Below are 19208 nucleotides of genomic sequence, written 5' to 3' on the forward strand. Positions count from 1 at the left end.
TGTGTAATCAGCGTTCCCCTTCGATCCCTACCGGCTGAACTCGTACTCGCCGGCGATCGCCTCTTCGAGGTTGGTGAGGTTGCTCTCGACCATGTCGCTGCTGGCCGGGACGTAGCCGATGTCCTCGGCGACGTAGTCCATCCCGGCCTGATTGATGTAGAACTCGATGAACTCCTGGAGGTGATTCTTCTCCTGGATCTTGCCCATGTGGCCGTAGGTGAACAGCGGCCGGGCGAGCGGGTAGTTCCCGCTCTGTGCGCCTTCGAGGCTCGGCGCGACCGGGTCGTCGCCGCCCTCGCTGAGGCTGAGCGCCTTGACCGAGTCCGGGTTGTTCGTGTAGTACGCGAAGGGGAGGTAGCCGAGCGCGTACTGGTTCCCGGCGACGCCCTGCGCGATCAGGTCGTCCTCCTCGGTCCCCTCGAAGTCCTCGCGGATCGGCTGATCCGCCTCGGTCTCTCCGATGACCGCCTCGATGAAGTAGTCGTACGTCCCCGAGGTGCTCGCCGGGCCGTAGAGGTCGAGCGGCTCGTCGGGCCAGTCGGAGTTGACGTCGCTCCACAGCTCGGGCGGGGTGTCCGGCGACCAGATCGTCGCGAGGTCCTCCAGCGAGATCGAGTCGATGAAGTCGGCCTCGTTGTTGACGACGACGGTGAGCGCGTCCTGCGCGAGGAAGAACTCGACCGGTTCGATACCGTTGTCGCGGCACCGCTGAAGCTCGTCTTCCGTGATCGGCCGACTCGCGTTGTTCATGTCGCTGTCGCCGGGGATGAAGACGTTGTTGAACCCACCACCGCTGCCGTCCCGGGTGAGGTTGAAGTTGATTTCCGAGTTCTGTTCGGCGAACCGACGAGTCACTTCCTGGGCGACCGGATACACCGTACTGCTCCCGGAGATCCGGATGTCTCCGGAGAGCTCCTCTGAGCCATCGGAACCGTCGCCGGACGTACAGCCCGCGAGCGCGAGCGCTCCGGCGCCCGCAAGCGTGGCAAGCGATTTCCGCCGCGTGATCCCCGTTGCGTCCGCGTCGTGGCTGGAAGCCATCACCTGAAGGCAGGCGAGTTCCGGTTAAGTAGTATGCTATGATGGGTATGGGGCGACGCGTACGGCCCCATACGACTATGTGCTACTATATACACTATATAGCGACACGCGTTCGCCGGCGCCGCGGTCGTCGCCGCCGTCGGGCCGAGGGGGTGTCCGTCCCTCTCACGGCCCCGAACTGAGACGTGGTTTTAAGTCCCCGTACCGGGAGAAGCCGGACGAATGACCCCTCCCACCACCGACGGGCCGCCGGCGCCGACCACCTCCCGGGAGGAGGCGTGGGTGGCTCACGCCGCGCTGCTCGACGCCGCGCAGAGCGCGACCGACGAGGACGCCGCGTACCGCCGTCCGATCGAGTCGATAGAGCGCGGCGCCGCGCTCGACGACGAGGACATCGCGCTGCTCCGGGACGCGCTCGTCGACTACCTCGGCGACGCGCCGGTCCGCGACCGAGCCCCCGGACGCGCGCTGCTGCGCCGCACCGACGACGCGACGGACGCGCGGTCGCGGCGCGCGTAAGCCCCGGATCCGCCCGCCTCGCAGAAAAACGACCCTCGACCGCTACGAGCCGGCCTCCACCGCCTCGATCAGCAGCTCCGCGACGTCGACGATCTCGACGTCGTCCTCGAAGTTCCCCGTCTTCCGCCCGTCCTCGAACATCGTCGTACACATCGGGCAGGCGACGACGAACTTCTCGATGTCGTCGCCCGCGTCGGTGTCCTCGACCGCCTCGCGGAGGCGCTCCTCGCTCGGCTTCACGTCTTCCTCGTGCTCGGTCCAGAGCCCGCCGCCGCCCCCGCCACAGCAGAACGAGTCGTCCCGGGAGCGCGGCATCTCGTGGAGGTCGGCGCCGGTCGCGCGGATCAGCTCGCGGGGCGCCTCGTACTCGTCGTTGTACCGGCCCAGGTGACAGGGATCGTGGTAGGTGACGGTGTAGTCGAGCTCGTCGCCGGCGAGGTCGAGCCGGCCCTCGCTCACCAGCCGTTCGACCACCTGCGTCCAGTGGAACACGTCGATCTCCCCCTCCGGGTTCCACGGCTCCTCGCGCTCGAACGGCATCATCGGGTCGTCCGCGAACTCCGCGAAGTCGACCTCGGGGTACTCGTTTTTGATGGTGTTGTACGAGTGCGGATCGGTACAGACGATGTTCTCGAACTCGCAGTCCGCGAACGTCTCGACGTGGTGGCCGGCGAGCTCGAGGTAGAGGAACTCCTCGCCGATCCGGCGGATGTCGTTGCCGTCGGTCTTCTCGTCGTCGAACAGGATTCCGAACGACACGTCGGCCTCGTCGAACAGCCGGGCGAGCGCGCGGGCGACCTTCTTGTTCCGGTCGTCGAAGCTCGGGTAGTCGCCGACGTACCAGAGGTACTCCACCTCCGTCTCGCGGGCGTCCGGGACCTCGACGGCGTCGTCGAGGTCGTCCGTCCAGTCGCCGCGCGCCGACTGCGACTCGCCGAAGGTGTTCCCCTTCTGCATAACGTCCTGGAACACGTCCTGGAGGTTCGAGTCGACCGCCCCCTCGTCGACGAGCTGGCGGTTCATCTTCGTGAACGAGGTGAGGTGTTCGATGTCGACCGGACAGGCGTCCATACACGCCATACAGGACATACACGACTCCATCGACTCGGCGTCGACCACGCCGCCCTCGTCGGCGACGATGGGGACTGTACCACCATCTGCGCTCGCGACGCCGCCGTCCGTCGCCATCGCTTCGCCCCCGCTCCCCGCCACCGGATCGTCGCTCACCGACTCGCGATACGCCTTCAGGTCGAGGATGACGTTCCGCGGGTCGAGGTTGCGACCGACCGTGTCGGCGGGACAGGCGTCGGTACACCGGCCGCACTTCGTGCAGGCGTCGCCGTCCATCAGCTCCTTCCACGTGAAGTCGTCGAGCGACTCCGCGTTGGTGTGGTCGAGGTCGGCGGGGACGTTCGGGAGCCGCGCGCCCGCCTTCTCGTCGCGGGCGACGACGTTCGCGAACGAGGAGATCATGTGGAACGGCTTCGCGTACGGGATCCACGCGACGAACGCGAACGCGAGCAGCGAGTGGCTCCACCAGAGGGCGCCGTAGATCGCCTCGGCGCCGGCGGCCGTGAGCCCGGCCGCCTCCAGCCCGGTCGCGAGCGCCATCCCGACGAAGCTCACCGTCTCGGTCGCGCGCTGCGGCTGCCCGACCATGCTCACGCCCTCGACGAGGAAGCCGCCGACGCCGAGCAGGAACAGCGTCCAGACGAACGCGTCGTCCTCGAAGGAGGTGTGTTTCCCCCACAGCCGCCCCTCGCGCTGCCGGTAGCGGCGGTACGCGGCCATGCCGACGCCGACGACGAACAGCAGGCCGAACGCGTCCACGGCGAACTGGTAGGCGAGGTAGAAGTCGCCGACCCAGAACGACTCGCCCGTGAGCGGGCGGTACAGATCGATGTCGATCCCGAGGATCGTCGTCGCGACGAGTAAGACGAGGAACCCCCACAGCACGAACGTGTGCATCACGCCGGTGTAGAGGTCCCCGTCGAACTGGTTCTCGTTCGCGAGGACGGTCTTCGTCGCGGCGACGACCCGACCGGGGAGGTTCGACAGTCGATCCCGCGGGTCTGCGCTCCCGCGCGCGTACGCCGCGAACCGCGCGTAGACGCCGTACAGGAAGACGAGGACCGCGACGGCGGCGAGCCAGTAGAACGCCGCCTTCCCCACCGGACCGATCGTCCAGAAGGTCTCTCGGGTGGCAGCCTGCAGGGGAGTCATGATCGATCACCGGGATACGGTCGGGTTAAAGCTTGCCACAACGCGGAGTTCGTCGCTCGGGGTTCACGCGGTTCGGGGCTCGGGCTACGCTCCGCCGACGCGCAGCCGCCTCACGCGATCCGCAGGACCGCGGCCGCGAACATCGACGCGGCGAGCGCCAGCGCCGGGGCGTCGACGCGGCGGAACGCCAGCCGCGGGAGCGTCGGGTTCCACGCGAAACACCGGGCGACGAGCGCCGTGCCGAGCCGGTCCGCCCGCGAGAACGCCCGCGAGAGCCCGCCGACCGCGACGAGCCGCATCCGCTCGCGGCGGGAGCGCTCCGCGCCAAGCCGGGCCCGGACCGCCTCGCGCGTCGCGACGAGGTCGCGTTTCAGCAGGGGGAGAAAGCGGAAGACGAGCGCGACGCCGACGCCGAGGAAGACGCCCGGCCGGCCGGGAATCGTCCGCTGGAGCGCCGCGCGCGACTCGCGGACCGGCGTCGAGCGCACGTACGCGGCCGCGACGACGAGCAGCAGGAGGACGCGGTAGCTCGCGAGTCCCGTGGCCGCGGCGCGCTCGACCCGAAACCACGGCGCGCCGAGCGTCGCGCCCGCGACGAGGGGAGCGAAGAGGAGGACCGGGAACGCGACCCGATAGCCCCACAGGTCCCGCGGCCCGCCGTCGGCGGCGACGAGGCAGCCGACCGCCACGAGCGTGAGGAGGGCGAGCCCCCGCGGCGTGGTGTACGCGTACGCGACGGCCGCGAACGCGACCTGAACGAGCAGCTTCGACCGCGGGTCGAGCCGGTGGGCGAACGAGTCGCCGGGGACGAAGGAGAGCGTCATCGGGTCGGCGTTCCGAGTTCGCCGCCCTCCGGCACCCGAACGTCCAGCCCGGGCAGCGCCGACACCGCTTCTTCTGGCGGCGCGTCGACCGCGACCCGCCCGTCCGCGAGCCCGAGGATCCGGTCGGCGAGCGCGGCGACGTCGCGGAGGTCGTGGGTGACGACGACGACGCTCGTCCCCTCGCGGTGGAGCGCCCTGAGCCGCTCGACGACCGATCGCCGGGCGGGCTCGTCGAGACCGGTGAACGGCTCGTCGAGGACGAGGTGGTCCGGTTCCATCGCGAGCGCGCCGGCGATCGCGACCCGTTCGCGCTCGCCCCCGGAGAGAGAGTCGATCCGCTCGCGCTCACGGCCCGCCATGTTGACGGCCGCGAGCGCCTCGTCGACGCGCCGATCGATCTCCGAATGCGAGAGGCCGAGGTTCTCCGGACCGAACGCGACGTCGGCCCCGACGGTCGCGGCGACTAACTGGTCGCGGGGGTCCTGGAACACCATCCCGACCGCCGAGCGCGCGGCGACGAGGTCCTCGGCGACCGGGGTCCCGTTCACCGAGACGGTCCCGGCGTCCGGCTCGACGAGGCCGTTGAACGTCCGAACGAGCGTGGTCTTCCCCGACCCGTTCGCGCCCGCGACGACGAGGAACTCGCCGTCGGGGACGGTGAGAGTGACGTCGTCGACCGCGACGGTGGCCGGGGAGTCGGCGTCGCCCTCGTCGGCGTCGCCCCCGGCGCCGTCACCGTCCCCGCTCCCGGACCGGCCGTACCGACACGTGACGCCGTCGAGTTCGATCACGTCGTCACCTCGCGGCGGCGCGCAAACTGCTCACGTCGCGGCGATCGCGTCGGACCTGACGACGCCGACCGCGGCGGCGATCTTCAGCGCCTCGGCCGGGAGGAACGCGACGGCGCCGACCGTGACCGCCTCGACCGGGCCGAGCGAGAGGACGATCATCAGGCCGGCGACGCCGAACCCGTAGATGACGGCGGTGCCGAAGACCAATGCGCCGACGAGCGTCGGGAGGCCGACGGAATCGAGGTCGCGGAGCGCCGCGCCCCGGTGGACGACCGCGCCGACGGCCGCCGCGGCGATCGGGTACGACCAGAGGTAGCCGGCCGTCTGCCCGACGAGCGCGCCGACGCCGGCCGACCCGCCCTCGAAGACGGGCGCCCCGAGCGCCCCGGCCGCGAGGTAGAGGACGAGCGACGCGCTTCCCCAGACGGGACCGAGGAAGATCCCCGCGAGGAAGACGCCGAGCACCTGAAGGGTCACGTCCACCGGCGAGACCGGGTTCGGGAACGTGACGTACGCGAACGCGCCGACGAGCGCCGCGAACAGCGCGGCGCGCGCGAGGTTCGTCGCCGCCTCGTCGCCGACGAGGTCGACGGACTCCGTGTTCGTTGCCATACCCGAACGGACTCGTAAACCCACTTTAACGTAGCGGTTTACGAGTTCGGAGCGGCTCGGCCGAATCCGAGTTCGAGCACCGAGAGGCCCCCTCGATAATCCTCGGATAATAACGTTCATCCCTACCCGGCGTCCACGACGCGAGTATGCCCAAGATAAGCGTCGAGATTCCGGCGGAGCTGCTCGCCGACCTCGACGAGCACGTCGGCGACGACGGGAAGTTCGTGAACCGCAGCGACGCGGTGCGCGCGTCGATCCGGAAGAACCTCGACCTGCTCGACGAGATCGACGCCCGACACGACCGCCTCGACGGCGATTCCGCGTCGACCGCGGCCGGAGCGGCGGAGGAGACCGATGAGTAGCCGGACTGCTGGCGGGCAGGACGGCCCCTTCCGGACCGATCCGCTAGACCGGTCCGCGGTCGCGGCGGTCGCGCTGATCACGCTGTTCACGGTCGCGCTCGCGACCGCGCAGCTCACGGCCGCGAAGGTGCTCGCGCTGCCGCTGCCGTTCGCGCTGCCGGTGGTCGGTCCGGAGATCCTGCTGCCGGGCGCCGCGCTCGCGTACGCGCTCACGTTCCTCGCCTCCGACTGCTACGCGGAGCTGTACGGCCGGCGGGCGACGCAGGTCGTCGTCAACGTCGCGTTCCTCGCGAACTTCCTCGTGTTGGGACTGGTGTGGTCGACGCTCGCGGCGCCCGGCGTCGACCCCGAGGTGTCGAGCGCCTTCCAGACCGCGCTCGGCCCGGCGGCGAACATCGTCGCCGGCAGCCTGCTGGCGTACGTCGTCAGCCAGAACTGGGACGTGTTCGTCTTCCACGCGATCCGGGACCGCACGGGCGAGGGGATGCTGTGGCTCCGCAACATCGGCTCGACCGCCACGAGTCAGGCGATAGACACCGCCATCTTCGTCGGCGTCGCCTTCTACGCCGCGCCGCTCCTGCTCGGCGTCGGCCCGGTGTTCGACCCGCCGGCGCTGCTCGCGCTCGGCGTCGGCCAGTACCTCCTCAAGCTCGTCATCGCCCTCCTCGACACGCCGGTCGTCTACCTGATCGTCGGCGCCGTCCGGAACTGACCGGTCGGCCGGGACCGCCGTGCGACCCGGTTTCTCCGCTCAGGCGACCGCCAGCGCCCGCGCCGCCCGGTCCGGGAGGTCGGCCGGGACCCGCTCGAAGGAGTCGCCCGCGTCGCGGGTGACGAAGAGTCCCCGGTTCGAGAGCGCCCAGACCGCTCCCGCCGTCCGACCGGACGCGAGGACAGCACGGTACGTGCCCTCGCCGGTCGGGACCCCGCGGTCGTCGAGGCGCTCGAACGACCCGGCGTCGCTCCCTGACTCCGCTCCCGCTCCCTCGCCCCCCTCGCCGCGACGGTAGCGGTACAGGTACGCCTCGCCGCGGCGGTGGGCGGCCGTCGCGCTCTCGGCCGCGCTGACGAGCGCCGTGTCGGGGTCGCCGGGGTCGACCGCGAGCCCCCAGACGTAGCCGTGGTCGAGGCCGGCGTCGCGGACGCCCCACGAGTCGCCGCGGTCGCCGCTCTCGGCGAACCCGTCGCCGGCGGCCGCGTAGACGCGGTCGGGCGCGTCCGGGTGCGTCGCCATCGCGTGATTGTCCCGCCGGGACCCCGGCGGGCGGTCGGTCCACGTCGCACCGCCGTCGGCGGTCACGGCGAGCGCGCCCGCCTCGATGCCGAGGAGCCACCGCTCCGGATCGGCCGGGCAGGGCTCGATCCACCGCACGTGGTGCGTGTCGGGCCGCGGCGGGAACGACCACTCGTCGGCGGAGGGGAGGTCGGTCAGCCCCCCGACGCGCGCCGCCGTCTCGCCGCCGTCCGCGGAGCGGTACGCCCGCGAGGGCTCCGTGCCGATCCAGACGACGTCGGGGTCGTGCGGGCTCGTCGCGACCGCGGTCACCGCGTCGGGGCCGGACCCCTCGGGGCCGAGCGTCGAGGCGGTCGCACGGGCGAACCGCTCGCCGCCGTCGACCGAGCGGAACAGCCCCTCGCCGAACGTCCCGGCGAGCACGCGCGGAGCTGGGTCTCCGGCACCGTCCGCGTGGGCGTCCGCCTCGCCGCGCGCGACCGAGAGGCACTCGACGCGCTGGCCGGCGAGGCGCGTCTCGACCGCGCCGGCCGCGGGGTCGACGATCCGGAGCCCGTCGTCGTAGGCGGCGTAGATGCGCATGGGTCGGCGTTCGGACAGGAGGCTCAAAAGGGTACGCCGGGGGGTGCGGGGCGAGGCGTCGGCGCGTCGGGGCCCGGCGTGTCGGGACCCGGCGCGTGCGACCCGGGGGTCCGCGAGCGCAAGAGACTTACCGCCCGCTCCCGTGTGAACTGTACGCATGGATCTTCGCGTTCAGGGGGACGTTCCCCCCGACCCGTTTCTCGGCGCCGCGGACCTCTTCGAGACCGAGCGCTCCGTGGAGGCGCCGGTCCGCGTCGTGGTCCGCGAGGACCCGGACGAGCGGACCTGGGCCGGCCACTACGACGACCACCACGTGCTGAACGTCTCGCGGCGGGCCGCCACGAGCGCGATGGCGCGCGAGCTGGCGGTCCACGAGCTCGCGCACATGGCGCGCTACGAGGAGGGCCACCCCTCGCACCTCCAGTCGACGGAGGAGGCGCTGTACCTCGGGCTCTCCGGCGAGGAGGTCGAGCGCCGGAAGCTCGCGCACTGCTACCAGATAGCGAACCACATGAAGGACATCTACGCCGACGACATCACGCTCTCGGTGGCGCCCGCGGACAAGCTCCTCGGGTTCCTCGAATCGACGCTGGCGGCCGCCGTCGCGGACCGCCCCGACGTGTCGCGCACCGGCTCGCCGCCCGTGACGGCCGGCGCGGACCCCGAGATCACGGCCGTCAACGCCGCGTTCGCGCTCGCTCTCGTCGAGCGGCACGACATCGCCGGCCCCGACCACCGCATCTACGACCTCGCGCGCGCCGCCGGCAGCGACACGGACGCCGTCGACGTCGACGCGTTCAAAGAGCGGTTCCTCGACCTCGGCCACGACCCCTCCGAGAGCGACTACCGGAAGGCGCTCGTCGCGGCCGCCCGCGCCTACGCGGTTTAAAAGATCAATCCCGCACACGGACGTTCGGTTGCGGACTACGCCTTTTGGAGACGAGACCGGCTGCGGCGATTACTTATAAATAAAACAGCGGTGGCGCGTGCCTGCGAGCGGCCGCCCTCGGCGGCCGCGAGACAGCACGCGCGAGGGAGTCGGCGGTCCGAAGCGGAGCGGAGGACCGCCGACGAGGCTGGGGAGGCGTGAGGTGCCGTGCGGTTGCGGTCGGGCGGGACTCAAAGGGGCAGTCGCGAGGGCGGCGCAGACGACGTAAGCACCGCAGCGAGCAGCGCGAGCGAGGAGCGCAACGAGTGTGCGCCGCCCTCGCGACTGGGGCTTTGGAGGTGTTATCCGCCGATCCACAGTCAGTCATTTATAAGTAACCGGCTGGGGCTTTGGAGGTGTTCACCGTCGATCCGGAATCAGCTATTTATACGTGAGCGGCTGGGCTACGACGGTGTCGTCCGCTGATCCACAGCTTGTTATTTATAAATGAGCATCTGTGGTTTCGCCCGTGTTTGCCACTGAAATGCCGACAGCCATTTATAAACGATCGCTCCGCTCCCCGAAAACGCCGCATTCAGCGTCCTATTCCGCGTCGCTCTGCGCGGGTTCGCCGTCGCCGTCCGCCTCGACCGTCTCGCCCTCGTCGGTCGAGTCGGCCGCCTCGACCGGGGCGCTCGACCCCTTCGCCCGCGCGTCTCCGTCGAGGACGGTGACGCGCGCGGACATGATCCGGGTGTTGTCGACGCGCTCGATGCGGATCCGGATCTCGTCGAACTCGATCTCCTCGCCCTCCTCGACGAGGCGCCCGGCGCGGTTGAACACGAAGCCGGCGAGCGTCTCGAACTCCTCGCCCTCGGGGAGGTCGATGCCGAGGATCTCGTTGACCTCGTCGATGTTCACCTCGCCTTGAACGACCGCGACGTTGTCGTCGACGAACTCCACCGGCGCCTCCTCGTCGCCCTCCAAGATCTCGCCGACGATCTCCTCGACCATGTCTTCGAGGGTGATGATCCCCTCCGTGGTCCCGAACTCGTCGATCACCGTCACCATCTGGAGGCGGTTGTCCTGCATCTCCGCGAGCAGCTCGTCGGCGTTCTTCGACTCGGGGACGTGGAGCGTGGGCTTGACGACGCGCTCTAAGGAGGGCGTCCCCTCGGAGTAGCGCAGCTCGCGGACGAGGTCGCGCACCGTCACCACGCCGATGATGTTGTCGAGGTTCCCCTCGTAGACGGGGACGCGCTCGTGGTCGGCCTGGATGCACGTCTCGATCGCCTCCTCGACGGAGTCCTCCTTCGCGACGGCGGTGACGTCGAGCCGGGGCGTCATCACCTCCTTCGCGATGGTGTTGTTAAAGCGGAAGATGCGGTCGAGCATCTCCCGCTCTTCCTCCTCGATGACGCCCTCGCGCTCGCCCGTCTCGATGATGTCCTGGATCTCGTCGCGGGTGACGTACGTCGACTCGATGGCCGCCGAGCCGCCGATGATGCTGTTGACCCCCTTGACGATGTAGTCGAAGAGGACGACGAGCGGGTACAGCGCGTACTCGGAGGCCTTCAGCGGCCGGGCGATCTTGAGCGCCCACGACTCGGTGTGCTCGACGGCGTACGACTTGGGCGCGCTCTCGCCGAAGATCAGCACGAGCGTCGTGATCCCGAACGTCGTCGCCAGCACCGACTGGCCGCGGGAGAGGTAGATCCCGAACAGCGCGGTGGCGATGGAGGTCATCGCCACGTTGACGATGTTGTTGCCGACGAGGATCGTCACCAGCAGCCGGTGGGGGTTCTGTTTCATCTCGCGGATCGTCTTCGCGCCCGTCACCCCCTCGTCGACGAGGCTGTCGACGCGGTGTTGCGGCAGCGAGAACATCGCGATCTCGGACGAGGAGAAGAACGCCGAGAGCGCGACTAAAAGGAGGATCGCGACGACGCCGAGTGCGGTGATGACCCCGTCGCCCGGCATCGGTACTTGGAGGACGTCGACCAGCGGCGCAGTAGACGACAAGCCCATGTTCGTTTGTCTTCCGTCGGCCCGCGATTAAAGCGTTCCCTTCGAGTACCCTCGGATCGGCCCGCTCTCCCCCCGCCGCTCGCCGGCCCCGCCGCCGCCGAGGGTGCCGCTGCCGACACGATTACCCGTCTCGCGGGCGAATCACGGGACATGAGCGATCCACAGATCACCCTGTACCGGCTCCAGGCGTGTCCGTACTGCGAGCGCGTGGTCCGGACGCTGAGCGAGCTCGACTTGGAGTACCATTCCCGGTACGTCGAGCCGATGCACTCCGAGCGCAACGTCGTCAAGCGCGTCTCCGGCGCCCGGAGCGTCCCGGCGATCGTCGACCGCGAGACCGGCGTCACCATGTCTGAGAGCGCGAACATCGTCGAGTACCTGAAGGGGACGTACGGCGACGCGGCGACCGATGGGGGCCGCGCAGTCGACGACGCGGCGACCGACGGGGGCCGCGCGGTCGACGCCGAGGGGGGTGCCTGAGATGCCCGACTTCGACGTCGTCTCCCTGCCGGAGACCGACCACGTCGCCGAGGGCGAGGTGGCGCCCGACTTCACCCGCCCGCTCGTGAACGGCGAGTACTGGGAGGACCGCGCGCTCGCTGACGTCGTCGACGGTCCGACCCTGCTCCTCTTCCACCCGATGGACGGCACGTTCCAGGGGACGTACCTCTACAACACGGTCGACGACAACGAGTGGAGCGACGACCTCGACGTCCTCGGTCTCTCGGTCTCGACGCCGTACGCCCACAAGCGCCTGCTCGCCGAGCGCGGCGACGGCGTCCGGATCTTCTCGGACCCGGGCGCGGGCGTGATCGAGGAGTACGGCCTCGCGCACGACATCGACGGGATGACGGGGATCACGGAGAGCCGCCCCGCCGTCTTCCTCCTCGATTCCGACCGCACCGTCGAGTACGCGTGGGTCGCGAGCGAACACCCCGAGTTCCCCGACGCCGAGGCGATCGGCGACGCGGTCGCCGACCTCGTCGACTGATCGGCGCCGCGCCCGCCGACCGACGCGAGCCCGTGCCCGCCGAGCGCACACTCGTCACCCTTTTTCAACTCGACCCCGAACCGTCGCCCGTGACAGCCGACAGGAGCAGCGACCGGCCGGACCGATCCGAGGAGCTGCGCGCGGCGGCCGCCGCCGTCGACCGCGGCGACCTCGTCGTCTACCCGACCGAGACGGTGTACGGGCTGGGCGCCGACGCGCTCGACCCCGACGCCGTCGAGCGCGCCTTCGAGCTGAAGGGCCGCGACCGGTCGAACCCGCTCTCGCTCGGCGTCGCGAGCGTCGACGACGCGCTCCGCTACACCCGGCCGACCGAGCGCGCGGTCGCCTTCGCTCGAGCGTTCCTCCCGGGGCCGGTGACCGTCGTCGTCGAGCGCGGCGACCGGGTGCCCGACGCGCTCACCGCCGGGCGCGACCGCGTCGGGATCCGCGTGCCGGACCACGACCTCGCGCGGGCGCTGCTGGACGAGGCCGGACCGATCACCGCAACGAGCGCTAACGTCTCCGGCACGGGCAGCGTCACGAATCCGGACGACCTCGACGACCGAATTCGCGACGGGGTCGCCGCCGTGATCGACGACGGGGAGGCCCCCGGCACCGAGAGCACGGTCGTCGACCCCGAGGCGGGGACGATCCACCGGCGCGGCGCGATGGCCGGCGCCATCGAGGCGTGGCTGGCGGACCCGCCGGTAGAGGAGTGAGGAGAGCCGGCAAAAGGCGTCCGTCTGTGCCGGTTAGACGGAGAGTTCGCCCTTCGCTTTGACCACGTTCAGGTCCTCGGCGTCGACCGTCTCGACGTCGAGCCAGTGGGGGACGTACTCGCGTTTGTCGTACGCCTCGCGCTCGTCCTCGGTGCCGACGGTACACCAGAGCTGCGGCTCGTCCGGACCGTGCCAGCCGCCCTGAACGTTGATTCCGAAACAGACCAGCTCCTCGCCGTCGTGCTCGATCACCGCGTCCCGCCGGATGTCGGGGTCGCCGCGGATGATGAGGTGGTGCATGTGCCGGCGTTCGCGTGTTCCGGGCTTAATCGCTTCGATACCGCGGATCGGATCGCGGCGGCTCCCCGCGGGATCGAGTGGGGCGGGTCGGCGCACCGCCGGCGTGACGCTCACCAGCCCGCGTCGAGGTCCTCGACGAGCGCGCCGAGGATCTCGCGGGTCGTCGCGGCGACGATCGGTTCGAGCGCGTCCGGATCGCTGTTCGTCGGATCGCCGAGCCCGCCCAGCTCGGTCACCTCGTCGAAGTACTCGTAGCTCCGGGTGCGGGGCATCTCCGCGGCCTCCTGCGGCTCCTTCTTCTCCGTCCGAACGAGATCCGGACGGTACAGCTCGACGAAGCTCGTCTCGTGGTCGCCGGCGTGACCCCACCCCTCGCCGTACGCCTCCTCGAGATCCTCCTCCGCGAAGTCGGTCCAGTGGACGAAATGAACCGTGAGGTCGGTGTCGCGGCCGAGCCGATCGGCGGCGATCGACAGCGGCTCGCGGTTCCCGCCGTGGCAGTTCACGATCAGTAGCCGGTCGACGCCGTGTTCGACCACCGACTCGCCGATCTCACGGACGACGTCGACGTACGTCTCCGTCGAGAGGGTGATCGTCCCCGGGAACCGCATGTGGTGTTCCGACTGGCCGTACGGCAGCGTCGGGAGCCGTAGCATGTCGAGGTCGAACTCGTCGGCGGCGTCGACGAGCTCGGCGGTGAGGTGGTCCGCGCGGAGCGTGTCTGTCGACACCGGGAGGTGCGGGCCGTGCTGCTCGATACTGCCCGTCGGGAGGACCGCGAAGTCGGCCTCGTCGATCGCGTCCCCCGCCGCTTCCCACGTCATGCCGAACAGGTCGGCGTCCGTCTCTGGCATACCGTCGGGTGCGGCGTCGGGCGAGGAAAAGCTCGGGGTCGAGGCGACCGCCTCAGCCGGAGTAGTAGTACTCGCCGTCGCGCTTCTGCTGGCTGTCGAGCTGCGACCCCGGCTTGTTGATCCGGGGGCGGCCGGTGCGCTCGTCGCGGCGGAAGGTGATCTCCAGGTCGGCGAGGAACTCGTTCATCCCGTCGCGCATGTCCTGCGGCGGCGCGGCGCGGCCGCGCTCCGCCGGCTCGCCGTCGAACACCATCAGGCGGTCCGCGAGGAGGTCGATCATGTAGATGTCGTGGTCGATCACCATCACGGTCGCGTCGTGGTTCTCGGCGTACCGGCGGATCGCGGTCGTCGCCCGCACGCGCTGCTCGACGTCGAGGTGCGCCGAGGGCTCGTCGAGCAGGTAGAGGTCGGCGTCGTCGGAGAGGCACGCCGCGATGGCGACGCGCTGGCGCTCCCCGCCGGAGAGGTCCGAGAGGTTCTGCTCCATGATCCGCTCCAGCTGGAGCGGCTGGGCGATCTCGGTGTTCCAGTAGGAGGAGCCGAACTCGTCGGTGATAGAGGAGAGGAACGCGTCGACCCGCATGTGCTGGTCGATGTCGATGTACTGCGGCTTGTAGGAGATGTCGAGCGCGAAGTCGAGCTCGCCCTCGTCGGGCTCTAAGTCGCCCGTGAACAGCTGCGCGAGCGTGGACTTCCCGATCCCGTTCGGGCCGACGACGCCCAGCACCTCGGAGCGGTTGATCTCGCCGCCCTCGACGCGGAGCTCGAACTCGCCGTCGCCGTACGACTTCCGTAAGTCCGGGTACTCGATCAGCGTCTCGCTGCGGGAGGCGACCCGCGGCGCGTGCTCCTCGAAGGTGATCGCGGAGGGACGGATCCGCATGTTCTCGTTGTCGAGGTACCCCTTCAGGTACTCGTTGATGCCCTTCCGGACCGATTTCGGGTCGGTGATGACCCCGTACGCGCCCGGCTCCCCGTACGCGACGTGGAGCGTGTCCGCGAGCAGGTCGAGGATCGCGAGGTCGTGTTCGACGACGAGCATCGACCGGTCGGCGGCGTCGTCGTCCGCCAGCTCGCGGATGAGCCTAGCGACGATCATCCGCTGGCCGATGTCGAGGTACGGCGTGATCTCGTCGAGGAAGTAGAAGTCGGCGTCGCGGGCGAGACACGCCGCGATGGCGACGCGCTGGAGCTCGCCGCCGGAGATGGAGTCGATGTCCTGGTCCATCACCGGCCGGATGTTGAGCCGGTCGACGAGGGAGTCGAGCGCGCCGCGCTCGTCGGTCCGCTCCAGCAGCTCGCGGGTGTTGCCGTCGAACTGGTTGGGGATCTGGTCGACGTACTGCGGCTTGCGCGCGACGGTCACGTCGCCGTCCCGCAGCGATTCGAGGTAGCTCTGGAGCCCGGTACCGCGGAAGCGGTCGAGCACGCGCTCCCAGTCGCCGTCGGCGGCGTGGTCGCCGAGGTTCGGGACCATCTCGCCGGCGAGCGCGTGGACCGCGGTGGACTTCCCGATCCCGTTCGGCCCGAGGATGCCGGTGACGCTGCCCGGCTCCGGCGTTGGGAGGCCGTACAGCGAGAACGCGTTGTCGCCGTAGCGGTGGACCGGGTCGTCGTCGAGCTCGGAGGGGAGGTTGATGATCTCGATCGCGTCGAACGGGCACGACTGGACGCAGATGCCGCAGCTCTCGCCGAGACAGATCTCCTCGGAGATGTGGATCTGGTCCGGGTCGCCCTCCTCGGCGTCCTCGCCCCGCTCCGTGATACACTCCTTGCCCGTCCGGTTGGGCGGGCAGTCCTTCATACACTCGTAGTTGCAGCGGTCGGGCTGACACCGGTCGAGGTCCACGACCGCGATGCTGTCGTCGGCCATCTCAGACCCCCAGGTCGACGGCGGACGTCAGCAGGACGGTGTAGCTGATAAACCAGAGGGTGAACGTGAGAAACGCCACGTAGAGGTTGTCTTTGATCCCGAGGTCGCCGACGCCGACCGCCTTGAATATCGGGTACTGGGCGATGACGAACGCGCCGAGCACGAAGACCGCGGTGGTGCTCGCGGCGGACGCCGGATCGGTGCCGACGTAGACGGCCGAGACGACGCCGGCCGCGATCCCGGCGAGACAGCAGATGGTCGTGACGACCACGCCGCGCGCGTGGTCGGACAGGCCCGAATCGTCGCTCATGCCTTCGGATCCGCGAGCGCCCGTGAAAAGCCGTTCGTTCCCGCCGCCGCCCGCGGCCGCGACGGGGCGACCGGGGGTTTGCTCCGCTCGTCGACTCGGCGCGCGACGGCGCGGCCGAGGCGCGCGCGAGCTAAATCGCTGACTGACTGGTCAGTCCAGCGGCCGATTACCAGAACTTTCTGCCGGTATTCGGCCCAAAAATCGGCCGGTTTTGCCGGTGAAACCCGCTCAGACGGCGGGACTCCATCAACATTTATGAGCGTGTACGGTTTCGAATCGTAACGATGGAAGGAACTCAAACGGAGGGGCTCGACGACCTCCCACCGAGCGCCAAACTCGTCTTCAAGGTGCTCGAGTACAACGGACCGCTGACCCAGAAGGGGATCGTCCAAGAGTCGATGCTGTCGGCCCGCACCGTCCGGTACGCGCTCGAACGGCTCGAAGGGATCGACGTCGTCGACGAGGACGTCTACTTCGCGGACGCCAGACAGAACCTCTACAAGCTGACGGAGCCGGCACAGGAGTTCACCGCCGACGAGAGCGAGGCCTCCTGTACCGCCGACTGACGCTCCGTTTCCCGTCGTCCGCACGGTCTCAGTCTTTAAAAACCCGCCCGCCGATGACCCCGAGCGGCGCGTCTCCGTCACGCCTGCCGCTCCGCGGTGTTCGGCTACTCCGGCCGCTCCGCTTCGCCCTCGCGTGCGCCGCGGACCGCCGCCGCTATCGTGAGGACGACCGCCACCGACAGCGCCGACGTCGCCGCCAGCACGAACGCGAGCAGGAGGAACCAGACGTCCGGCCCGAACAGCGGGTAGTCGCGCGTGTCGATCACCGGCCCGAGCAGTTCGAAGGTCCGGACGAGGTACAACAGGACCGCGAGCAGCGCCCCGGCCGCCGCGCCGACGCGGACGTTGCGGTAGAACGACAGCGACTCCAACAGAACCAGCATCGGCGGCTTCGAACTGTCCTCGCTCACGGGAGGTCGTACGGCCGGCGACCGCAAAGAGTCATCGGAACGCGACCCGCGGTGCGGGCAGTCCGGTGCGAGCGACGGCGGATCCTCACGATCGAAACGGACGTACGAGAACCTGACGCCGTTAGTGACAGCCGTCAAGTGGGTCGGTGGAAAACCGACGCGTATGCCCAGAGTCGTGCTGTCGGCGTTCCCGATGATAGACCCGGAGACGTACCGCGAGGTCCTCGCCGACGCCGTCGACGAGCCGGTCGACGTCGAGGTCGCGGAGCTGGGGTCGACGGAGCGGCTGATCGAGGCCGCGGCCGGCGCCGACGCGGTCGTCACCGACATCGACACCCCCGTGACCGAGGCGGCGCTCGACGCCACTGAACTCGACGTCGTCGTTCGCTCGGCCGTCGGCGTGGACAACGTCGACGTCGCGGCGGCCGCGGCGCGCGGCGTGACCGTCACCCGGGTGCCCGACTACTGCACCGAGGAGGTGGCGACCCACTCCGTCTCGCTGCTCCTCGGCTGCCTGCGCTCGCTGAAGCCGTACGACGACGCGGTCGAGGACGGCGGGTGGAGTTGGGAGGTCGGCGCCCCGACCCGACGAGTGAGCGCGTCGACGATCGGCCTGCTTTCGTTCGGGCCGATCGCGCGGCAGGCGGCCGAGCAGCTCTCCGGGTTCGGCGCCGACCTCGTCGCGCACGACCCGTTCGTCGACGCCGACGAGATGGCCGACTACGGCGTCGAGAAGGTCGCGTTCGAGGCGCTGTTCGACCGCGCCGACCACGTCGGCGTCTACGCGCCCCTGACGGACGCGACGCGGGGGATCGTCGATGCGGACGCGCTTGCGCGGCTGAGCGAAGACTCGGTCGTCGTCAACGTGAGCCGCGGCCCGGTCGTCGACGCCGACGCGCTGCTCGACGCGCTCGAAGCGGACGAGATCAAGGCCGCCGGCCTCGACGTTCTCGCCGAGGAGCCGCCCGAGGACGACCCGCTCGTCGGCCGCGACGATACCGTGGTCACGCCGCACGCCGCGTGGTACAGCGAGGAGGCGAGCGACGACCTGAACCGGAGCGGCGCCGCCGACGTGGCCGCCGTGTTGAACGGCGAGACGCCGGACGGTCGGGTCGACCCCGACGCGGACTGGCTGTAGGCACGGCGGTGGTTGCGGGCGGAGCGACGAGAGGGGCTACAGGCGGTCGAGCGCGTCGAAGTCGTCGCCGTCGTCAAGGTCGTCATCCCCCGAGTCGTCCGGGTCGCCGGCGTCGAGCAGGTCGTCGCCGTCCCCGCCCGGGTAGCTCGCGTCGAGCCCCGCGGCGAGGCCGGCCCCGAGGTCGTAGGTGTCCCGCACCGTCTGCGCGAGGACGCCGTCGCGGTCGAAGACGACGTAGACGGCGACGAACTCGTGTTCAGCGGGGCGTAACACGAACACCTCCCGCGGGTCGTCGTCGTCCCGCGACTCGTTCACGCGGGCGACGAGCGGCTCGATCGGGAGCCGGCCCGTCCGCACCTCGTCGAAGGTGTCGCTGCCGGGCGCGTCGGCGAAGAGGTATAACGCGCCGTTGGGGTCGCCGTCGTTCGATCGGGTCGTGATCGAGCCGACCGGCTCCCCCTCGGCGCGGATCTGTCGCCACGTCTCGACGGCCGCTTCGAACATCCCCTCGACCCCGTCGGCGAAACGGAACCGGGTCTCGCGGACGACCTCGACGTCGCGGAAGCGTGCGGAGCCGTCGGTCCACGCCAGCGTCGCGTCGACGACGAAGCCGGGTTCGAGCGCGTCGACGGCGTCGGCGAGGTCGCCCTCGTACCCCTCCGCGGTGGCGTAGAGGGGGTCGAAGCGGTCCTCGGCGTCGGGGTCCGTCGGGTCGACCGGCTCGTCCGCGAGTTCGACGAGGACGAACTCCTCGGCGCCGTCGACGACGGCCGCGTCAGCCTCGTCGTCGCCGCTCCCCGCCTCGTCGTCGCCGCTCCCCGCCTCGTCGACCGCGTCGGCCGCGCCCGACTCGTCGTCGATGTCCGGCCGTCGGCGGCGGTCGTGGACGCGGAACCGGCCGCTCGTCGTCGGGTCCATACCCGTCGGTGGGGCGGCGGGCGGAAAAGCCGGTCGGAAGCGGAG

General features: G+C 70.1%; 22 protein-coding genes. 9 read left to right on the top strand and 13 right to left on the bottom strand.

What is annotated here, in order from left to right:
* Positions 1 to 27 precede the first annotated feature (27 nt).
* Complete coding sequence (locus CPZ01_RS05610; protein WP_096393825.1) at positions 28 to 1041, bottom strand: PstS family phosphate ABC transporter substrate-binding protein; 1014 nt, start codon at positions 1039 to 1041, stop codon at positions 28 to 30.
* A 222-nt stretch (positions 1042 to 1263) separates the two neighbouring features.
* Between CPZ01_RS05610 and CPZ01_RS05615 the strand changes: the two genes are divergently transcribed.
* Positions 1264 to 1560 carry a DUF7853 family protein gene (locus CPZ01_RS05615; RefSeq protein ID WP_096393826.1) on the top strand — a complete coding sequence of 99 codons (297 nt, stop codon included), beginning with the start codon at positions 1264 to 1266 and terminating at the stop codon, positions 1558 to 1560.
* A 42-nt stretch (positions 1561 to 1602) separates the two neighbouring features.
* On the opposite strand, the gene CPZ01_RS05620 is transcribed toward CPZ01_RS05615, so the two are convergent.
* The 4 genes from CPZ01_RS05620 to CPZ01_RS05635 form a co-directional block, all read right to left on the bottom strand.
* Positions 1603 to 3783 carry a (Fe-S)-binding protein gene (locus tag CPZ01_RS05620; protein WP_096393827.1) on the bottom strand — a complete coding sequence of 727 codons (2181 nt, stop codon included), beginning with the start codon at positions 3781 to 3783 and terminating at the stop codon, positions 1603 to 1605.
* Positions 3784 to 3893: 110 nt separating this feature from the next.
* The gene (locus CPZ01_RS05625; RefSeq protein WP_096393828.1) at positions 3894 to 4607 is read right to left on the bottom strand and encodes an energy-coupling factor transporter transmembrane component T family protein; all 714 of its coding nucleotides are present in this window, start codon (positions 4605 to 4607) and stop codon (positions 3894 to 3896) included.
* Positions 4604 to 5398 (bottom strand): energy-coupling factor ABC transporter ATP-binding protein, encoded by a 795-nt coding sequence (locus CPZ01_RS05630; protein WP_096393829.1) that lies wholly within the window; start codon positions 5396 to 5398, stop codon positions 4604 to 4606. Before CPZ01_RS05630 ends, CPZ01_RS05625 begins: the two co-directional genes overlap by 4 nt.
* Before the next feature lie 30 nt (positions 5399 to 5428).
* Positions 5429 to 6010 (bottom strand): biotin transporter BioY, encoded by a 582-nt coding sequence (locus CPZ01_RS05635; RefSeq protein WP_096393830.1) that lies wholly within the window; start codon positions 6008 to 6010, stop codon positions 5429 to 5431.
* Positions 6011 to 6156: 146 nt separating this feature from the next.
* Here CPZ01_RS05635 and CPZ01_RS05640 point away from each other — a divergent pair, with 146 nt between their 5' ends.
* Positions 6157 to 6372 (top strand): ribbon-helix-helix domain-containing protein, encoded by a 216-nt coding sequence (locus tag CPZ01_RS05640; protein ID WP_096393831.1) that lies wholly within the window; start codon positions 6157 to 6159, stop codon positions 6370 to 6372.
* Positions 6365 to 7084 (top strand): queuosine precursor transporter, encoded by a 720-nt coding sequence (locus tag CPZ01_RS05645; protein WP_096393832.1) that lies wholly within the window; start codon positions 6365 to 6367, stop codon positions 7082 to 7084. The genes CPZ01_RS05640 and CPZ01_RS05645 overlap by 8 nt, the downstream gene beginning before the upstream one ends.
* A 39-nt stretch (positions 7085 to 7123) precedes the next feature.
* Here CPZ01_RS05645 and CPZ01_RS05650 read toward each other — a convergent pair whose 3' ends face one another.
* On the bottom strand, positions 7124 to 8188 hold the full coding sequence (locus CPZ01_RS05650; RefSeq protein WP_096393833.1) for a beta propeller repeat protein: 1065 nt from the start codon (positions 8186 to 8188) through the stop codon (positions 7124 to 7126).
* Between the two features lie 157 nt (positions 8189 to 8345).
* On the opposite strand from CPZ01_RS05650, the gene CPZ01_RS05655 reads away from it, so the two are divergent.
* Positions 8346 to 9077 carry a DUF5781 family protein gene (locus tag CPZ01_RS05655; protein ID WP_096393834.1) on the top strand — a complete coding sequence of 244 codons (732 nt, stop codon included), beginning with the start codon at positions 8346 to 8348 and terminating at the stop codon, positions 9075 to 9077.
* Positions 9078 to 9659: 582 nt separating this feature from the next.
* On the opposite strand, the gene CPZ01_RS05660 is transcribed toward CPZ01_RS05655, so the two are convergent.
* The gene (locus CPZ01_RS05660; RefSeq protein ID WP_096393835.1) at positions 9660 to 11084 is read right to left on the bottom strand and encodes a hemolysin family protein; all 1425 of its coding nucleotides are present in this window, start codon (positions 11082 to 11084) and stop codon (positions 9660 to 9662) included.
* A 150-nt stretch (positions 11085 to 11234) separates the two neighbouring features.
* Between CPZ01_RS05660 and CPZ01_RS05665 the strand changes: the two genes are divergently transcribed.
* The 3 genes from CPZ01_RS05665 (at position 11235) to CPZ01_RS05675 (ending at position 12794) form a co-directional block, all read left to right on the top strand.
* On the top strand, positions 11235 to 11564 hold the full coding sequence (locus tag CPZ01_RS05665) for a glutathione S-transferase N-terminal domain-containing protein (RefSeq protein ID WP_096393836.1): 330 nt from the start codon (positions 11235 to 11237) through the stop codon (positions 11562 to 11564).
* A gap of 1 nt (position 11565) precedes the next feature.
* Positions 11566 to 12075, top strand: coding sequence for a redoxin domain-containing protein (locus CPZ01_RS05670; protein WP_096393837.1), 510 nt, complete (start codon positions 11566 to 11568; stop codon positions 12073 to 12075).
* A gap of 89 nt (positions 12076 to 12164) precedes the next feature.
* The gene (locus tag CPZ01_RS05675; protein ID WP_172863934.1) at positions 12165 to 12794 is read left to right on the top strand and encodes an L-threonylcarbamoyladenylate synthase; all 630 of its coding nucleotides are present in this window, start codon (positions 12165 to 12167) and stop codon (positions 12792 to 12794) included.
* 33 nt (positions 12795 to 12827) lie between these two features.
* Here CPZ01_RS05675 and CPZ01_RS05680 read toward each other — a convergent pair whose 3' ends face one another.
* From CPZ01_RS05680 to CPZ01_RS05695, 4 genes are all read right to left on the bottom strand, one after another.
* Positions 12828 to 13094, bottom strand: a complete 267-nt coding sequence (locus tag CPZ01_RS05680) for an HAH_0734 family protein (protein ID WP_096393838.1) — start codon at positions 13092 to 13094, stop codon at positions 12828 to 12830.
* Between the two features lie 110 nt (positions 13095 to 13204).
* Positions 13205 to 13948: a creatininase family protein gene (locus CPZ01_RS05685; protein WP_096393839.1), complete on the bottom strand. Its 744-nt coding sequence runs from the start codon at positions 13946 to 13948 to the stop codon at positions 13205 to 13207.
* Positions 13949 to 14000: 52 nt separating this feature from the next.
* On the bottom strand, positions 14001 to 15821 hold the full coding sequence (locus CPZ01_RS05690; protein WP_096393840.1) for a ribosome biogenesis/translation initiation ATPase RLI: 1821 nt from the start codon (positions 15819 to 15821) through the stop codon (positions 14001 to 14003).
* A gap of 1 nt (position 15822) precedes the next feature.
* Positions 15823 to 16131 carry an EMC6-like membrane protein gene (locus tag CPZ01_RS05695; RefSeq protein WP_008443028.1) on the bottom strand — a complete coding sequence of 103 codons (309 nt, stop codon included), beginning with the start codon at positions 16129 to 16131 and terminating at the stop codon, positions 15823 to 15825.
* Positions 16132 to 16415: 284 nt separating this feature from the next.
* On the opposite strand from CPZ01_RS05695, the gene CPZ01_RS05700 reads away from it, so the two are divergent.
* Positions 16416 to 16697 carry a MarR family transcriptional regulator gene (locus CPZ01_RS05700; protein ID WP_096393841.1) on the top strand — a complete coding sequence of 94 codons (282 nt, stop codon included), beginning with the start codon at positions 16416 to 16418 and terminating at the stop codon, positions 16695 to 16697.
* 104 nt (positions 16698 to 16801) lie between these two features.
* Here CPZ01_RS05700 and CPZ01_RS05705 read toward each other — a convergent pair whose 3' ends face one another.
* Positions 16802 to 17107 (bottom strand): DUF7536 family protein, encoded by a 306-nt coding sequence (locus tag CPZ01_RS05705; protein ID WP_463605025.1) that lies wholly within the window; start codon positions 17105 to 17107, stop codon positions 16802 to 16804.
* Positions 17108 to 17270: 163 nt separating this feature from the next.
* Here CPZ01_RS05705 and CPZ01_RS05710 point away from each other — a divergent pair, with 163 nt between their 5' ends.
* A complete protein-coding gene (locus tag CPZ01_RS05710) occupies positions 17271 to 18245 on the top strand; it encodes a C-terminal binding protein (RefSeq protein WP_096393842.1) in 975 nt (324 codons plus the stop codon).
* A gap of 36 nt (positions 18246 to 18281) precedes the next feature.
* Here the strand turns inward: CPZ01_RS05710 and CPZ01_RS05715 are convergent, their stop codons facing one another.
* Positions 18282 to 19163, bottom strand: a complete 882-nt coding sequence (locus tag CPZ01_RS05715) for a DUF6663 family protein (protein ID WP_096393843.1) — start codon at positions 19161 to 19163, stop codon at positions 18282 to 18284.
* Positions 19164 to 19208: the final 45 nt, after the last annotated feature.

The organism is Halorubrum trapanicum, from assembly GCF_002355655.1.
Classification (GTDB): Archaea; Halobacteriota; Halobacteria; order Halobacteriales; family Haloferacaceae; genus Halorubrum; species Halorubrum trapanicum_A.

Bases quoted from the DNA above. Each gene is read 5' to 3' on its own strand.
- CPZ01_RS05670 (WP_096393837.1), top strand. From the start codon at position 11,566: ATGCCCGACTTCGACGTCGTCTCCCTGCCGGAGACCGACCACGTCGCC.
- CPZ01_RS05635 (WP_096393830.1), bottom strand. From the start codon at position 6,010: ATGGCAACGAACACGGAGTCCGTCGACCTCGTCGGCGACGAGGCGGCG.
- CPZ01_RS05700 (WP_096393841.1), top strand. From the start codon at position 16,416: ATGGAAGGAACTCAAACGGAGGGGCTCGACGACCTCCCACCGAGCGCC.
- CPZ01_RS05640 (WP_096393831.1), top strand. From the start codon at position 6,157: ATGCCCAAGATAAGCGTCGAGATTCCGGCGGAGCTGCTCGCCGACCTC.
- CPZ01_RS05690 (WP_096393840.1), bottom strand. From the start codon at position 15,821: ATGGCCGACGACAGCATCGCGGTCGTGGACCTCGACCGGTGTCAGCCC.
- CPZ01_RS05625 (WP_096393828.1), bottom strand. From the start codon at position 4,607: ATGACGCTCTCCTTCGTCCCCGGCGACTCGTTCGCCCACCGGCTCGAC.
- CPZ01_RS05620 (WP_096393827.1), bottom strand. From the start codon at position 3,783: ATGACTCCCCTGCAGGCTGCCACCCGAGAGACCTTCTGGACGATCGGT.
- CPZ01_RS05655 (WP_096393834.1), top strand. From the start codon at position 8,346: ATGGATCTTCGCGTTCAGGGGGACGTTCCCCCCGACCCGTTTCTCGGC.
- CPZ01_RS05665 (WP_096393836.1), top strand. From the start codon at position 11,235: ATGAGCGATCCACAGATCACCCTGTACCGGCTCCAGGCGTGTCCGTAC.
- CPZ01_RS05685 (WP_096393839.1), bottom strand. From the start codon at position 13,948: ATGCCAGAGACGGACGCCGACCTGTTCGGCATGACGTGGGAAGCGGCG.
- CPZ01_RS05710 (WP_096393842.1), top strand. From the start codon at position 17,271: ATGCCCAGAGTCGTGCTGTCGGCGTTCCCGATGATAGACCCGGAGACG.
- CPZ01_RS05660 (WP_096393835.1), bottom strand. From the start codon at position 11,084: ATGGGCTTGTCGTCTACTGCGCCGCTGGTCGACGTCCTCCAAGTACCG.
- CPZ01_RS05715 (WP_096393843.1), bottom strand. From the start codon at position 19,163: ATGGACCCGACGACGAGCGGCCGGTTCCGCGTCCACGACCGCCGCCGA.
- CPZ01_RS05695 (WP_008443028.1), bottom strand. From the start codon at position 16,131: ATGAGCGACGATTCGGGCCTGTCCGACCACGCGCGCGGCGTGGTCGTC.
- CPZ01_RS05650 (WP_096393833.1), bottom strand. From the start codon at position 8,188: ATGCGCATCTACGCCGCCTACGACGACGGGCTCCGGATCGTCGACCCC.
- CPZ01_RS05645 (WP_096393832.1), top strand. From the start codon at position 6,365: ATGAGTAGCCGGACTGCTGGCGGGCAGGACGGCCCCTTCCGGACCGAT.
- CPZ01_RS05610 (WP_096393825.1), bottom strand. From the start codon at position 1,041: ATGGCTTCCAGCCACGACGCGGACGCAACGGGGATCACGCGGCGGAAA.
- CPZ01_RS05615 (WP_096393826.1), top strand. From the start codon at position 1,264: ATGACCCCTCCCACCACCGACGGGCCGCCGGCGCCGACCACCTCCCGG.
- CPZ01_RS05680 (WP_096393838.1), bottom strand. From the start codon at position 13,094: ATGCACCACCTCATCATCCGCGGCGACCCCGACATCCGGCGGGACGCG.